Genomic DNA, 16,663 nt, shown 5'->3' with positions numbered 1-16,663 from the left:
ACATTTCAATGAATTTTATTGATGGTGTGAAATTTGCCGACATGGTGAGGATGGGTGCTCATCACCTTCATCTCAATGCAGACTATGTCGATTCATTAAACGTGTTTCCCGTGCCTGATGGGGACACAGGAACAAATATGAATTTATCCATGACATCTGGTGCAAAAGAGACCGAAGCGCATGCATCTGCACATTTGGGCAAGACTGCCCAAGCTTTGTCTAAAGGGTTATTGATGGGTGCTCGCGGGAACTCAGGAGTCATCCTATCGCAATTGTTCCGCGGTTTCGGTAAAGCGGTGGAAGAGGAAGCGAAGCTTGATTCTGTGAAATTTGCCAATGCCTTGGAATATGGGGTGCAGACAGCGTACAAAGCTGTCATGAAGCCGGTCGAAGGAACGATTCTGACTGTCGCCAAAGATGCAGCGAACAAAGGCGTTGAAGTGGCAAAAACGACGAATGACATAATTGAAGTTATGGAAGCGATCGTTGAAGAGTCGAAAGCATCTTTGAAAAGGACTCCTGATCTTCTTCCGGTACTGAAGGAAGTCGGTGTCGTTGATAGTGGCGGACAAGGCCTTGTCTATGTATATGAAGGCTTTTTGGCATGTCTGAAAGGTGAAGAGCTGCCTGAACGTATGAACATGGACTTGATGGAAGACTTAGTCAATGCAGAGCACCATCGTGGAGTTCAAGGTTTCATGAACACAGAAGATATCGTATATGGATATTGTACAGAATTCATGGTGAAATTTGAGGAAGAAAAAGTGAAGAAGCATCCTTTTGAGGAAAGCAGCTTCCGCTTGGATCTCAGTAAATTTGGGGATTCATTGCTTGTCATTTCAGATGAGGAAATTGCAAAAGTACATATCCACACAGAGGAGCCAGGAGATGCGTTGAACTACGCACAACAATATGGTTCGCTCATCAACATTAAAATTGAAAACATGCGCCAACAGCATATCGACATTGTTGGCGAAAGCCATTCGACCAAAAAAGCGGAAACGAGTTCACATCCTTACGCAATTGTGACAGTGGCAATGGGCTCAGGAATTGCCGAACTGTTAAAGAGTATCGGCGCCTCTGCAGTCATTGAAGGCGGACAAACAATGAACCCGTCAACCGAAGATATCGTCAAGGCAATTAAAGACGTCGGTGCTGAGCGAGTCATCATCTTGCCTAATAATAAAAATATTATCATGGCAGCAAAACAAGCGGCGGAAGTAATTGGCATTGAAGCGGCTGTCGTTGAGACGAAATCCGTCCCTGAGGGATTGGCTGCGATTCTCGCATTCAATCCGGAAGCAGCAGTGGCGGAAAATGAAAAAGTCATGTCAAAAGCAGCAGCTGGCGTGAAGACCGGTCAAGTCACTCATTCAATCCGAGATACGTCCATTGATGGAATCGACATTAAAAAAGATGATTTCATGGGACTTGCGGGCAGCAAAATCGTAATCTCCAAGCCATCTCTTGATGAAGTGATGAAAACATTGCTTGCATCACTCATCGATGAAGATGATGAAATTGTGACGATCATCTACGGCGAGGATGTAACGGAAGAAGAAGCGACCAAGATAGCTGACTATATCGAGTCCACATACGATCATACTGAAGTCGAGTTGTATAACGGAAAGCAACCGCTTTATCCATATATCCTTTCAGTAGAATGATTATAAAATCGACGGTACCCTTCACCTAAGGGGTGCCGTTTTTCTATTTTGTCTTTATGCGTAATCTGCTGTAAAATGATAGTTAGCGTTTGTCTTTTTAGAAGGGCTTTTAATAAGGGGGTAGTTTATATGAAGTACAGATCGGTTTTTGAAATTATCGGTCCCGTAATGATTGGGCCGTCATCTTCACATACCGCGGGAGCCGCCAGGATCGGCCGGGTAGCCCGTGATTTGTTTGGGCGCCAGCCGGCGTGGGCAAGAATTCATCTCTATGGTTCTTTTGCAGAAACATATAAAGGGCATGGGACGGACGTTGCGATTATAGGGGGATTATTGGATTACGACACGTTCGATGAACGAATTAAAACGGCTTTTGAAGATGCCGCAGCACTCGGAATGACTTTTGAGTTCATTCCTGAAGAGGAAGAGGCGGATCATCCGAATACAGCGAAAATTGTCATCGGTGACAGTCAAGGAGAAATGGAACTTGTCGGCATTTCAATCGGCGGTGGAACAATGGAAGTCACTGAGTTGAACGGCTTTCCGCTACGACTATCCGGACATTTCCCGGCGCTCCTCGTTGTGCATGACGATCGCGCGGGTGTCATTGCGAATGTCTCCAACGCCATTGCTTCACAAGGGATGAATATTGCTCACATGGAAGTCGGCAGGAAAGAAAAAGGGAAAATGGCACTTATGGTCATTGAAGTCGACCAAATGTTTGATGAAACACTCATAAATGAATTGAAATCTTTGCCAAATGTTACACAAGTGTCAACATTGGCGAACTAAGGAGGGGAATAGACATGGAAGTGCTATTCGGAACAGTGAAGGAACTGGTAGCGATTGCAGAAGCACAAAATAAACCGATCTCTGAAATTATGATTGAACAAGAAATGCTTATTACAAAACGTTCCCGTGAAGAGATTGTCGCTCAAATGGATAATAATCTTACAGTGATGGAAAGCGCAGTCGAACAAGGTCTGCAAGGAGTGAAATCGACTTCCGGTTTAACAGGCGGTGATGCTGTCCTTCTTCAAAACTATATCAAGTCCGGAAAATCTCTTTCAGGAGATCTTATTTTGGATGCTGTCAGTAAAGCGGTAGCGACAAATGAAGTGAACGCAGCAATGGGTATGATTTGCGCAACGCCTACAGCTGGGGCTGCAGGAATTGTGCCTGGAACGCTTTTCGCGGTGAAAGACAAATTGAACCCGACGAGGGAACAAATGGTGAATTATTTATTCACTTCCGGCGCATTCGGATTTGTAGTTGCGAACAATGCATCGATTTCAGGTGCTGCAGGAGGATGCCAAGCAGAAACGGGATCAGCCGCTTCGATGGCTGCCGCAGCTATTGTAGAGATGGCAGGCGGAACACCTCAGCAAAGTGCAGAGGCTTTTTCAATCGTTATGAAAAACATGCTCGGTCTCGTCTGCGATCCGGTTGCAGGCCTAGTGGAAGTGCCATGTGTGAAACGAAATGCGATGGGAGCTGCGAAGGCTCTTGTAGGAGCGGATATGGCTCTTGCTGGAGTCGTCAGCAGGATTCCGACGGATGAAGTGATTGAAGCGATGCACCGAATTGGACAATCAATGCCTTCTGCCCTAAGGGAAACCGCAAAAGGGGGCTTAGCTGCCACACCTACTGGAAAGGCGCTGGAAGCAGAGATATTCGGAAAGGATAAAACGGCACGTGACACCGTCAATTCTTGATGCTGTCACAACATTGAAAGGTGTGGGCAAGGCATCTGCTGAACAACTTCAAAAACTGAGCATTGAAACGATTGAAGAGTTGATCAATACATTTCCGTACCGGCATGAAGATTTCAGATTGAAAGATTTAGCTGAAACGCCGCATAATGAACGGGTCACGATTGAAGGAAGGGTCGAAAGTGAGCCTTCCGTTCTTTTTTTAGGGAGGAATAAATCACGTCTTCAAATCAGGCTGCTAGCCGGTAATCATCTCGTTAAAGCGGTTTTCTTCAACCAGCATTATTTGAAAGACCGGCTTTCAATCGGAATGATCGTAACGGTGACCGGAAAATGGGACCGTGGCAGGCAAGTGATCAATGTAAGCAATTTTAGCGAAGGTCCGAAAACGGATCACGCCGATTTTGAACCGGTCTATAGTTTGAAGAATGTCATGCACCAAAAGACATTCCGTAAATATATGAGGCAGGCACTCGATTTGTGCAGCGGTGAAGTTGCCGAAGTCCTTCCGCTATTTTTACGTGAAGCTTACATGCTGCCATCCATCGGAGAAGCGCTTGAAATGGTCCATTTCCCAAAATCGCCGAATGATGTGAAACAGGCACGACGCCGTTTTGTATATGAGGAATTACTTAAATTTCAGTTGAAGATGATCGGGATGAAAAAAATCCGCAAAGAAATGGAGAAAGGCATTCCGGTTCATTATGATTTAGAACGTTTGAAAGAATTTATCGATTCGTTGCCTTTCGAGCTAACGAATGCGCAAAAAAAGGTAGTCAATGAGCTTTGCGCTGAATTGAAAAGTCCGACGAGGATGAACCGGCTGCTGCAAGGAGATGTAGGTTCTGGAAAGACGGTCGTTGCAGCAATCGCTCTATATGCAGCGATAACCGGAGGGTTTCAAGGAGCACTTATGGCGCCGACTGAAATTCTTGCTGAGCAGCATGCCAACTCCCTTTCAGCATGGTTTGAGCCGTTCGGGGTGAGAGTCGCTTTCCTTTCCGGATCCACGAAAGGGAAGGCTAGAAGAATCATCATTGAAAAGTTGCAGAGCGGAGAAATCGATTTGCTGATCGGGACGCACGCCTTGATTCAACCTGACGTTAGCTTTGCAAGCTTGGGTCTTGTCATTACGGATGAACAGCATCGGTTCGGTGTTGAACAACGCCGTGTGCTCAGAGAAAAGGGACTGAACCCTGACGTGCTTTTCATGACCGCGACTCCAATCCCTCGGACTTTGGCAATTACCGCTTTCGGGGAAATGGATGTTTCTATTCTTGACGAAATGCCGGCTGGACGTAAGAAAATCGAAACTTATTGGCTAAAAGAGGATTCATTATTGCCCGTGCTTCGGAAAATGGAGAAGGAACTGCAGGCAGGACGACAATCGTATGTCATTTGTCCGCTCATCGAGGAATCGGACAAGCTTGATGTGCAAAATGCGGTTGATGTCCATTCCCAGCTCACCCATTATTTCGCGGGCCGATATACGGTCGGTCTCATGCACGGTAGACTTCACCCTGATGAGAAAGATGAAATCATGAGAGACTTCAGCGAAGGGAAGATTGATTGCCTCGTTTCAACGACTGTCGTTGAAGTTGGAGTGAACGTGCCAAATGCGACATTCATGCTCATTTATGACGCCACCCGTTTCGGACTTGCCCAACTCCACCAATTAAGGGGAAGAGTCGGCAGGGGAGCGGACCAATCGTATTGCGTCCTTCTCGCTGATCCTAAAAACGAGGAAGGGAAAGAACGGATGCAGTCGATGACAGAGACGAATGACGGATTCCTCTTAGCTGAAAAAGACCTTGAGCTGAGAGGTGCAGGGGACTTTTTCGGCAAGAAGCAAAGCGGAATGCCTGAATTCAAAATGGCCGATCTCGTCCATGACTACCGCGCACTCGAAACCGCGCGTCAAGATGCGGAGAAGATGCTTTCATCAGACAGTTTCTGGACCGACCCGGAATACAAATTCCTAAGAGAAGACTTGGAACAATCCGGTGCACTTTCACATGAGCGCATGGATTAAACTTTATAGTATGCAGTTGCTTTCCGCTACAGGCGGACGCTTTCCGCGGGCACGGCTTCAGCCGCTTCCCTCGCTGCGCTCAGTCCAGGGTCTTCAGCTCGCGCTGTTCCCGCAGGAGTCGCCGCCTTTCGCTTCAAGCAACTACAATTAGGCAAATAGTAAAGTACATTAAAATATGCGCAAATCATTAATGCGTAATCTATATTTAGTGTTCTTTATTTAAGGGTATTCGGAATACTGTATTAAACAATTAATTCAACAAACGGGCCATATTGAAATAAGCATTGAGGAAAAAGGAGGGGGGATAATGAGTAAAGTTGAAATAGCCCAAACGGTTATATTGATTTTAGGTTTTCTTGGTGTGGGTTTTATTCCACAGTATTTTTATGAAAAGAAATTAAATAATTTAAAAAACGATATTAGGAAGCTAAATATTTCAATGGAACAAAATCATCCAATTAAGATGGAACGATATAAAGACTTTGTGGAGAACTTTTTTGAATATGGAAAACTTAATAATGAGAAACAAAAGCAAAAAAAGTTATTAGAAAGCTTTAAAAGTATTGCCAACGCGGTCTTCTTATTTGGGAGTGATGAAACTATGAAGGCTTTTTTAATATTGCGAGAAGGGATAAGTGAAACCCCAACAGAAGATGAAAAAATGGAATATTTAGTTAAGGCTGCGCGCTTTATGGTTGAGCTTAGAAAGGACTTGAATGGTGGTAAAACAGATATTGGACCTGAAGATTACTTAAAGTTATTAATTAATGACTGGGAAGACTCTAAAGACAAGATTAGAAAGTTTTTATAGTGATACTTACATCTTTTTTTTGTAGCAATAGTGATAATTAGTAAATATATTACTTTTCATTAATACATAGCATTCCGCAAACGGGCGTGGTTGTTTAATATTCTATCGTAAATTAGTAAGGGCGAAGGGTTAAAGGAGAGGTAGGTATGTCTGAAATAGTGAATCAAAAAAGTGTTCCAGATACAATATTTATTAGCCATGCTAGTAAAGATCGAGAATATGTGAAGGAACTAGTAAATTTATTAACCCCCTTAAACGTTCCAAATATAATATGTAGCTCATTACATGGATACCATATACCGAATGATGCAGATATATATGAGTACTTAGCTCGAAATCTCAATAGGAACGGACGGGTTATTTTTGTGTTATCTAAAAACTATTATGATAGTGCAGCTTGTTTAAATGAAATGGGAGCTTGTTGGATATTGAATAAAAATTATACAACAATATTGACTCCAAACTTTGAGTTTGAAGAAATAGTAGGGGCTATTAATCCAAATCAAATGTCATTTAAATTTAATGATGAAGACAGGCTTTGTGAATTTATTGAAAGTATAAAAAGTGAATTTAATACAACTGGTTTGCCAACAATGCAATTTGTTGAATTAGTTAAACTCACTATTCAAAATATAAATCAAATTGCTTACGATGAAAAAGTTGAAAAGAGGAATGCGACATTTAATATAGAAAGCTGTAGAAATAGGGATGGTAAGTTAGAAGTTGCTTTAAGAGTTATTAATCCTACCCAAGATAGAATTAAAATAGACTCTGTCATTTTTAATTTTAAGGACGATCAACAACGCACTTTAATGGTAGAGAAAAATGGGTTAGATTTATTACTTCATAAAAATGAAAATCGTATTTTTTATTTCGGGTTAGATTATGGGGATAGTAATTACAATTATTACCGTTCAGTAAGCCAAGATGTTGAACTACGTTCATATGTTGATGCGTGGTAGGAGGTATTAAAATGAAAATAAATTTAAATTCAGAGCAGGAAAAAATGAAAGAGTATATACAGAAATTACATAATGAGGCTATGGATTATTTTAAAGGTAAATCGCTGGATATCCCCTCGAATCGTATGGAAGAAATCATAAAAAAAGCGGGAGATTTATGTCATACGCTCCATATGCAATTAAATCCAAAACCTAAACATCATAAATATTTGATTGAAAATAGTGGTATGCAACCAGAAGATCCTGAATTTTATTACCACATCCATACAATAGAGGACTTGTTGAAATATTTGGAAGACCCACATGCAAATGATGATCCAGAAGACATTACTTTAAATGAAAGGTTTAAATTCAAAGTCTATACGAGAAGATGGGGACATTACGATTTGTATTATATAACACGTAATAAGGATGGCTGGTTTATCTCTCATTTATCCCATAAGGGGCAGGGTGGAAAAAACGCGGAGCCGATTTTAAGTTATATATTACGGCATGATAGCATTTCTTATCCTCAAAATCTTCCGAGCATTATGGAAGATATATGGACTAGAGCTGAAGATGAAGGACTAACAAAAGAACAAGTTCAAGAAATGTTAAATCAAGTAGCAGAATGGGTAAGTATTGTTGAAAAAAGCTACCCGAGTAATATCTCTAGATAAATTAATAACATTCCTATATTTCACCTTTGTGAAAACCTGAATATTATATATGAATTGAAGAACTCTAGTTAAATAACGTTCTTCAACAATTTGGCGCAAGTATTGAAGAAGTCAGATTGGCTTCTTAAAAAATCTGTCTAGATTGTTTCGTAAGTTAATTATAGAATGTGAGAGATATGAAATTATACAGTAAACCGATAGTATCATATTTATTCTGAATAAAGTGCTGCTTTAAAACATGATGCTGAACATTTATTATATTGAGAAAGGAAACGATTTTTGTTGATTGGAGCGGAAGGTGGCGACTCCTGCGGGAAAGCGAGACAGCTGAGACCCTGCAGGAGTGAAGCGTAGCGAAACGACGAAGCGGCTCAGCGCTCGCCCGCGGAAAGCGTCCACCTGGAGCGGAAATCAACATGGCTGATCCATAATGTAAATCTTTATCTCAAATTACTTAGTTTTTATTCACGGTTTGTTCGATTTTAGTCTATCGGCATCTTTTTGCTGATAGGCCTTTTATTTTTAGGGAAAATAATTAATTTAGAATACTATGGTTTTTTGCGCCCGTATTTTTAGCTATAATCCAAAGTAGAAATCAATGATGAACTATGATAATATACTGGTATTAGTACCAAGTGCTAATCCGGAAGGGTGAAACGATTGAGAGTGCCAAAAAGGGAGAGGCAACGCCAACTTGAATTGAGCCTCGAACAAAATCCTTTTCTGACAGACGAAGAGTTATCCAAACAATTTAAAGTTAGCGTTCAGACAATCCGGTTAGATCGATTGGAATGTGGGATACCGGAATTGCGTGAACGGTTGAAAACGGTAGCTGCGAGAACGATGGATGCAGAAGTAAAATCTCTACAGTCGGATGAAGTGATTGGTGACATCATAGATATCGAGCTGGACAAGCGGGCTGTTTCCATTTTCGACGTTATGGACGAACATGTTTTCCAACGAAGTGGAATTGCACGTGGACACCATTTATTCGCACAGGCGAATTCATTGGCCGTAGCAGTTCTCGATGATGACCTTGCTTTGACAGTGACGTCAACACTCAATTTCTTGAAGCCTGTCAAATCAGGCGATCGTGTCATTGCACGTGCCGTTGTGGATAAAAAGCGATCAAATGATAAACGGACGTTTGTCGATGTCATTTCGACGGTCGAGAACGTAACGGTTTTCACCGGTGAATTCCAGATGTATCAAACTACGGACCACAGTAGGAGGGGAATATGATGATCATTGCATTAGATGGGATGGGCGGAGATCACGCACCGGGTGAAATTATTGAAGGCGCACTTCAGAGCCTATTAGAGTTTGAAGATATACATATACATATTTATGGAAATGAAGAAAAAATGGCTCCATATTTGAAAGATCATGCTCGCTTGAAAGTGATTCATTGCATAGAAAGAATCGAGGCGGACGATGAGCCGGTCCGGGCAATCAGGAGGAAGAAAGATGCTTCCATGGTAAGGATGGCTCAAGCTGTAAAAGACGGGAAGGCCGACGCATGCGTCTCTGCTGGCAACACAGGAGCGCTAATGGCGGCGGGACTCTTCGTCGTCGGACGGATAGAAGGCATCGATCGACCAGCGTTATCACCGACCTTGCCGACGATTGATGGCCAAGGTTTCGTCTTCTTGGACGTCGGCGCTAATTCGGACGCTAAACCGAGCCATTTGCAGCAATACGCAATCATGGGCAGCATTTATGCTGAAAAAGTACGCGGTATTCAAAAGCCCCGTGTCGGACTGTTGAATATCGGCACCGAAGAAGGCAAAGGGAATGAATTGACGAAAGCCGCATACGACCTACTGTCGGAAGCGCCTATTCACTTTGTCGGAAATGTCGAATCGAGGGACATATTAAGCGGTGCGGCAGATGTCATTGTTACGGACGGATTTACCGGAAACATGGTGTTGAAGACGATTGAAGGGACAGCCTCCGGGTTCTTCTCCATGCTGAAAGAAGTATATGGAGCCTCTTTAAAGTCAAAGCTGTCCGCGGCGATGGTGAAAGACGACCTCCGAGGGTTAAAGAAGAAAATGGATTATACGGAATATGGCGGAGCGGGATTGTTTGGATTGAATTCACCCGTCATTAAGGCGCACGGCTCATCCAATGCCAATGCAATTTTAAATGCGATTAGACAAGCGAGGACAATGGTTGAATTTGATGTGTGCGGAACGATCAGAAAGACAGTTGGAGAGGTGGAAGCGGAATGACGAAAGTTGCATTTATATTTCCAGGGCAAGGCTCGCAATCTGTAGGGATGGGAGCTGAGCTCTTCAATAGTGTCGGAAATTATCTTGAACGAGCGGATGAAGTATTACAGTTCAACTTAAGCCGTTTAATTACAGAAGGTCCTCAAGAGGAGCTGACGTTGACTTATAATGCGCAGCCTGCACTGTTAACAGTTGGCGCCATGATTGCTTCGAGGCTTGCGGAAGAAGGCATTACGCCTGACTACACTGCCGGACATAGTCTCGGTGAATATACGGCACTCGTCGCTTCAGGGGTTCTTTCATTCGAAGACGGGGTGTCCGTTGTTCATAAACGGGGCCTATTCATGAATGACGCAGTACCTGCCGGTGAAGGAGCGATGGCTGCCATTCTTGGACTAGATGGCGAAAAACTTAAAGAAGTGACGGATGCCATTACTGCAGAAGGAGATCCGGTCCAGCCAGCCAACTTGAATTGTCCTGGACAAATTGTCATTTCAGGCACAAAAGCAGGCGTCGAAAAAGCTTGCATCGAGCTTAAGGAAGCCGGAGCGAAAAGAGCGATTCCTCTTGATGTGAGCGGACCATTCCATTCCTCGCTTATGAAGCCGGCAGCTGAGCGTCTGAAAAACGCGTTGGATGAAGTGGAAATGAAAGACGCTTCAATTCCGGTCATTGCCAATGTGAATGCAAAGACCGTTTCCGACCGGGAGGAAATCAAGCAGCTGCTTGTGGAACAATTATATTCCCCGGTCCGATGGGAAGACTCTGTCCGTGAATTGATCGGTCTTGGAGTAACGCATTTCATTGAATGCGGCCCCGGGAAAGTGCTCAGCGGTCTTGTAAAGAAAATCGATAGAACTGTTACAGTGCTTCCTGTCTATGACGAGGAGACATTACAAACAGTTATTGATGCAGCGAAAGGGTGGAAATGATGGGTAGATTTGAAGGGAAAACAGCGATCGTTACAGGCGCTTCAAGAGGAATTGGACGCGAGATTGCAATTTTGCTAGGAAAAGAAGGCGCGCGTGTAGCTGTCAATTATAGCGGCAGCAAAGAAAAAGCGGAAGAAGTCGTCGAATTGATCAAACAATCCGGCGGAGATGCTTTTGCCATTCAAGCAAACGTTTCGGATTCCGAACAAGTGAAACAAATGATCGATGAGACATTGAAAACATTCGGCTCAATTGATATGCTCGTAAATAATGCCGGAATTACACGAGATAATTTATTAATGCGCATGAAGGAAGACGAATGGGATGATGTTATCAACATCAATTTAAAAGGAGTCTTCCTCTGCACGAAAGCTGTGACACGCCAAATGATGAAGCAGCGCGCCGGAAAAATCGTCAACCTTGCATCGATCGTCGGCGTCATCGGTAACCCGGGACAAGCAAATTATGTCGCTGCAAAAGCCGGTGTCATCGGTTTGACGAAGACGACTGCAAGAGAACTTGCTACAAGGAATATTACTGTAAACGCAGTTGCTCCAGGGTTCATTACGACCGATATGACCGATGCTCTTCCGGAGGACGTGAAGGAGCAAATGTTGGCGTCAATTCCTCTAGGCAAATTAGGAGCAGCAGAAGACGTAGCAGGCGCTGTTGCATTCCTATTGTCCGACGATGCAAATTACATTACCGGCCAGACGATAAACGTAGATGGCGGAATGGTGATGTAAGGATTCCTACTCAATTCGAGTGTCCAGCTTCGGCGGCCAGGCGCTCGGGTCATAAGCCATCACAGCTGTGCGGCAAAAAGCGCCGCTTCGCTGTGCTGTCTTATGCCTGTCGCGCCTAGGCAGGCCGCCTACGCATTTCTTTGAAGGGAGGTGACTATGTTGTCAGTACTAGACCGTGTAACGAAAGTTGTTGTCGACCGTCTTGGTGTCGATGAAAGCGAAGTGAAACCTGAAGCTTCTTTCAAAGACGATCTCGGCGCAGACTCTTTGGATGTCGTTGAGCTTGTTATGGAATTGGAAGATGAATTCGATATGGAAATTTCAGATGACGATGCTGAAAAGATCGGAACTGTTGGTGATGCAGTGAAGTATATCGAAGAAAAAGTGAAATAATTTTATTAGCATTCCGAAAAATGGGCACGTAACTATATAACGTATTTCCCTTGAGATGCTTTCAACCTTTCATACGATACGAAAGGGATGAAAGTATCTCTTTTCGGTTTTGCATGTATGGCGTGAACAATGTAAAATTAAAAGGACTACGAAGTGAAAGGCAGAATCTTGATGAATAATAAACGGAATGTAAAAAGTAAATATCCTACAGTCCCTCTTCCTAGCGAGGTGCGTAAAAAATTTGAAGACTTGCAAAGGCGTCTCGATATCCACTTTAAAGATGAATCGCTCCTTTATAATGCATTCACGCATTCGTCTTACGTCAATGAACACCGCCGGAAAAATTTCACGGATAATGAAAGGCTCGAATTCCTTGGAGATGCCGTTCTTGAATTGGGTGTTTCACGCTTCCTTTATGCGACTGAACCGAATATGAGTGAAGGCGAGTTGACGAAATTGCGGGCTGCGATCGTTTGTGAGCCATCGCTTGTGAAATTTTCGAATGAACTACACTTCGGTGAATTCATTTTGCTAGGCAAAGGTGAAGAACAGACTGGCGGAAGATTGCGTCCGGCATTGCTTGCTGACGTATTTGAAGCGTATATCGGCGCCCTGTTTTTAGATCAAGGCATGGAACCGGTTACCCGCTTCCTTGAAAAGGTTGTATTCCCGAAAATCGGGGACGGTGCTTTTTCGCATGTGATGGATTATAAAAGCCGCTTGCAGGAAATCGTGCAACAGACGAACAGTGGCAACTTGAATTATGAAATTATTGAAGAAAAGGGTCCTGCGCATGCGAAAAAGTTTGTCACCGTCGTTAGATTGGAAAATCGTGAACTTGGTACCGGAATCGGAAGGTCGAAAAAAGAAGCTGAGCAGGAAGCGGCCCGTCAAGCAATCCAAGTATTAAAAGGAAATGAGGCCGAAGGGGAGAACTGATTGTGTTTCTAAAAAGAGTTGAAATTATCGGGTTCAAATCATTTGCCGAACGGATCGGCATTGATTTCGTCCCGGGCGTAACAGCCATTGTAGGACCGAATGGCAGTGGGAAAAGCAATATCACCGATGCAATCCGTTGGGTGCTCGGTGAACAGTCTGCCAAATCCCTTCGTGGTGTAAAGATGGAGGATGTTATTTTTGCGGGCAGTGAATCCCGCAAACCGTTGAATTACGCGGAGGTAACATTGATCCTCGATAATTCGAATGGGCTCTTCCCGCTCGATTACACCGAAATAAGCGTCAGCCGCCGGGTCTTCCGTTCGGGGGAAAGCAATTATTTACTGAACGGGCAACAATGCCGTTTGAAGGATATTAATGATGTCTTCATGGATTCCGGGTTAGGAAAGGAAGCTTTTTCAATCATATCCCAAGGGCGTGTCGACGAAATCCTGAACAGCCGGCCGGAAGATAGAAGAAGTATTTTTGATGAGGCCGCAGGTGTGTTGAAATATAAAACACGCAAAAGGAAAGCGGAGCATAAGCTTTTTGAGACGGAGGATAATCTAGATCGTGTCCTCGATATTCTTAAAGAATTGGATACAAGGATCGGCCCGCTTGAAAAGAACGCCGAAGCGGCAGAAAGACATCAGTTGCTGTCAACTGAGATTAGAGATGCCGATGTTCGACTTCTGAATTATGATGGTGCGAACTTACGTGACGAAATCATAAAGAAAACTACACTGATCGAGGAAAAACAGATACAACGCGAGCGTTTAGTAGCGGAGATTGCACAAGTTGAACAGCAATCCAATGAGGGAAAGAAGCAGTTGGCGCAAATCGACAGGAATATTGAAGCGCTTCAACAGCAATTGGTTGAAATTAGTGCAGAAGCTGAAAAATGGGAAGGCCGCCGACTATTATCGCTTGAAAAACAGAAAAATACAGAGCAACACTTGAAGAGGATCCAGCAAGAGTTGGCTCAAGCTCATAAGGATAAGGAAGACTTGATCGTCAAATTGGCGGCTGCAAAAGAGAAATTAGCCATTACCGGAGCAAGTTTGGAAAAAATCACTTCGGAAATGAATGAAATCGCCCAAATTCTGAAAAGGTCTGCTAAAGAGACAGAGGCGGAAATTGACGAGTTGAAATCATCCTATATTGAAATGTTGAACGAAGAAGCGACAATCAGAAATGATTTGAAGCATATCGATGAACGGATGCAAGGGGAAAAGACATCTTCAGTCCGCATTTCAGAACAAACTTCCGTCTTGAAAATTAAGCTTCAAGAGTTAAAGGAAAAAAGATCTATCCAATCGGGTGAGCTTTCCTCGTTGCAGGAGAAAAAAGAGAAAGCAGAGACTGCTTTCAAAAGGTCCGAAAAGCTTTACCGCGAAGCGGAAGAGGAACTGGTAGTACAGCAGCAGTTTATGCAAAATGCAATGAACAAGCAATCGGAAATGCAAGGGAGGCTGCGTGTACTTCAAAGTTTAGAGGCGGATTTTTCAGGCTTCTATTCAGGTGTCCGAGCTGTCCTTATTGCTGCCAAAGATGGCAGATTGCGTGGCGTGGATGGGGCTGTTGCAGAGCTGATAACAGTTGGCGATTCGCATATTAAGGCGATCGAAACGGCATTGGGCGGTGCGATGCAGCATATTGTCACATCGACAGAGGTGGAGGCGCGGAATGCGATCGGTTATTTAAAACAGAAGAATGCTGGTCGAGCGACATTTTTGCCACGTGATGTCATCAAATCTAGAAATCTTCCAATTGCATCTCTCCGTATTGTTCAACAGCATCCAGAATTTATCGGAACGGCTGATCAGCTTGTGCAGACACACTCCGCATTTTCGAACATCATTGAAAACCTTCTTGGAATGACAATCGTCGCAAAAACGTTGGCTGGAGCTTCCGCCATCGCAAAATTGCTCGGATATAAATTCCGCATTGTCACACTCGACGGTGATGTCGTGAATGCTGGCGGTTCCCTTACCGGCGGTGGTGCAAAAGGGCAGTCGACCGTATTTTCGAGAAAAGCGGAGCTGGAGATGTTAAGTACACAACTTTCGAGAATGTCGGCCTCCATTAAAACGGCAACTAGCAAAATTGCCGAATCGAAAATGTCTGTCGCCCAGCATATGCACGATACAGAAAAATATCGGCAACTAAGGGATACAGTCAGACAGGAAATGGTTTCTGTAGATTCTGTCTTACGCGAACTAGATATGGAAATTAGAACGATTGAATCGGAAATCTCGTTAGCTGAAAAAGGAATTGCCGGCTCTGAAAACGTAGGTGCGGAACTGCAAAACAGGAAAGAGAAATTGCTTGAACGGCATAAGATGATCAAATCAACGTTGGACTCCACTCAAAAAGAAGTTGAAACACTTGAACGGTTGGCTGCAAACCGTCGGAATGAGGAAACTGCGTTGATGACCAAAAATAGTGAGCTCCGGGAACAGGCTGCCATCCATCGGGAGCAGAAAGGTCACCAACAATCTTCAATTACCGAAATGGAGCAATCGCTTAGTCAGTTGGAACAAAAAATGTCTGCGCTGGAGGCTGATCGTGAAATATATGCCGAGCACGAGATGGGTATCGAACTTACGCCACAGGAAATTGCGAACCATATCGATAAATCAGTGACAGAAAAGTCAACGATCGAACAATCATTATCAGATGAACGCAATAAACGAATCCAAGTTGCCTCTGAACTCGAAAAACAGGAAGAGATATTAAAAAGTCTTCGCCACGATGAAGGGAAGGCCGTCTCTTCATTGAATGAAATAAATGTCGCAGTTTCCCGTCTGGAAGTGAAATATGAAGCAATCACAAATCGCTTATTGGACGAATATGGCCTCTATCCTGATTTTGAATCGGAGAGCGACTTTGATGTGGAAGCCACAAGGAATCGGGTTGAACAACTGAAGAGCGAAATCGAGTCGATCGGTTCAGTCAATCCGAGTGCAATCCAGGAATTCAAAGAAGTGTCCGAGCGCCATGCATTTTTGACTGAACAGCGGAACGATCTCCTGGAGGCGAAAAATACACTGAACGAAGCGATGTCCGAAATGGATCGTGAGATGGAGATGCGTTTCAGTACGACATTCAACGCGGTAAGAAATAGGTTCCATGCTGTCTTCAAAGAAATGTTCGGTGGCGGGGATGCCGATCTTATCCTTACCGAGCCTGACAATTTGCTTGAAACAGGTGTTGAAATTGTCGCAAGGCCCCCTGGTAAGAAGTTGCAGAATCTGAGCCTTCTGTCAGGCGGCGAAAGGGCGCTCACGGCAATTACATTACTGTTTTCAATTATTGAAGTGCGTCCTGTCCCATTCTGCATTTTGGATGAAGTCGAAGCGGCGCTCGACGAAGCGAATGTCATCCGTTACAGTAAGTACTTGAAGAAGTTCTCGGACAATACCCAATTCATCGTCATCACACACCGGAAAGGGACGATGGAAGGGGCGGATGTCCTGTATGGAATTACGATGCAGGAGTCGGGAGTCTCGAAGCTGATTTCCGTGAAGCTTTCCGAAGTTCCTGCCGAAGTGTTGGGGTAAGGATGAATAGTAAAGA

At 43.8% G+C, this 16,663-nt stretch carries 14 protein-coding genes; all 14 read left to right on the top strand.

Annotated features, from left to right (window positions below; translation table 11 throughout):
* Window positions 1–8: 8 nt before the first annotated feature.
* The gene (locus tag NIT04_RS10955; protein ID WP_252503645.1) at window positions 9–1,667 is read left to right on the top strand and encodes a DAK2 domain-containing protein; all 1,659 of its coding nucleotides are present in this window, start codon (window positions 9–11) and stop codon (window positions 1,665–1,667) included.
* Window positions 1,668–1,796: 129 nt separating this feature from the next.
* On the top strand, window positions 1,797–2,459 hold the full coding sequence (gene sdaAB / locus NIT04_RS10950) for an L-serine ammonia-lyase, iron-sulfur-dependent subunit beta (RefSeq protein ID WP_252503644.1): 663 nt from the start codon (window positions 1,797–1,799) through the stop codon (window positions 2,457–2,459).
* A 14-nt stretch (window positions 2,460–2,473) separates the two neighbouring features.
* Window positions 2,474–3,382: an L-serine ammonia-lyase, iron-sulfur-dependent, subunit alpha gene (sdaAA, locus tag NIT04_RS10945; RefSeq protein WP_252503643.1), complete on the top strand. Its 909-nt coding sequence runs from the start codon at window positions 2,474–2,476 to the stop codon at window positions 3,380–3,382.
* Window positions 3,363–5,411, top strand: coding sequence for an ATP-dependent DNA helicase RecG (gene recG / locus NIT04_RS10940; protein ID WP_252503642.1), 2,049 nt, complete (start codon window positions 3,363–3,365; stop codon window positions 5,409–5,411). The genes sdaAA and recG overlap by 20 nt, the downstream gene beginning before the upstream one ends.
* A gap of 307 nt (window positions 5,412–5,718) precedes the next feature.
* Window positions 5,719–6,222 (top strand): hypothetical protein, encoded by a 504-nt coding sequence (locus tag NIT04_RS10935; RefSeq protein ID WP_252503641.1) that lies wholly within the window; start codon window positions 5,719–5,721, stop codon window positions 6,220–6,222.
* Between the two features lie 146 nt (window positions 6,223–6,368).
* The gene (locus NIT04_RS10930) at window positions 6,369–7,184 is read left to right on the top strand and encodes a toll/interleukin-1 receptor domain-containing protein (RefSeq protein ID WP_252503640.1); all 816 of its coding nucleotides are present in this window, start codon (window positions 6,369–6,371) and stop codon (window positions 7,182–7,184) included.
* Between the two features lie 11 nt (window positions 7,185–7,195).
* Entirely contained in the window at window positions 7,196–7,843 is a 648-nt protein-coding gene (locus NIT04_RS10925) for a hypothetical protein (protein ID WP_252503639.1), read from the top strand.
* Between the two features lie 660 nt (window positions 7,844–8,503).
* On the top strand, window positions 8,504–9,085 hold the full coding sequence (gene fapR / locus NIT04_RS10920; protein WP_252503638.1) for a transcription factor FapR: 582 nt from the start codon (window positions 8,504–8,506) through the stop codon (window positions 9,083–9,085).
* Window positions 9,085–10,077, top strand: a complete 993-nt coding sequence (gene plsX / locus NIT04_RS10915; RefSeq protein ID WP_252503637.1) for a phosphate acyltransferase PlsX — start codon at window positions 9,085–9,087, stop codon at window positions 10,075–10,077. Before fapR ends, plsX begins: the two co-directional genes overlap by 1 nt.
* A complete protein-coding gene (gene fabD / locus NIT04_RS10910) occupies window positions 10,074–11,009 on the top strand; it encodes an ACP S-malonyltransferase (RefSeq protein ID WP_252503636.1) in 936 nt (311 codons plus the stop codon). The genes plsX and fabD overlap by 4 nt, the downstream gene beginning before the upstream one ends.
* Entirely contained in the window at window positions 11,009–11,755 is a 747-nt protein-coding gene (gene fabG, locus NIT04_RS10905) for a 3-oxoacyl-[acyl-carrier-protein] reductase (protein WP_252503635.1), read from the top strand. The genes fabD and fabG overlap by 1 nt, the downstream gene beginning before the upstream one ends.
* A gap of 156 nt (window positions 11,756–11,911) precedes the next feature.
* The gene (locus NIT04_RS10900; protein ID WP_252503634.1) at window positions 11,912–12,148 is read left to right on the top strand and encodes an acyl carrier protein; all 237 of its coding nucleotides are present in this window, start codon (window positions 11,912–11,914) and stop codon (window positions 12,146–12,148) included.
* A 171-nt stretch (window positions 12,149–12,319) separates the two neighbouring features.
* Complete coding sequence (gene rnc / locus NIT04_RS10895; RefSeq protein WP_252503633.1) at window positions 12,320–13,087, top strand: ribonuclease III; 768 nt, start codon at window positions 12,320–12,322, stop codon at window positions 13,085–13,087.
* A 2-nt stretch (window positions 13,088–13,089) separates the two neighbouring features.
* Window positions 13,090–16,647, top strand: coding sequence for a chromosome segregation protein SMC (gene smc, locus NIT04_RS10890; RefSeq protein ID WP_252503632.1), 3,558 nt, complete (start codon window positions 13,090–13,092; stop codon window positions 16,645–16,647).
* The last annotated feature ends 16 nt before the right edge of the window (window positions 16,648–16,663 follow it).

The organism is Sporosarcina sp. Marseille-Q4943 (assembly GCF_943736995.1).
GTDB lineage: Bacteria > Bacillota > Bacilli > Bacillales_A > Planococcaceae > Sporosarcina.
Note: the sequence above shows the minus strand (reverse complement) of the source record. Positions and strands in the feature narration are given on the sequence as shown.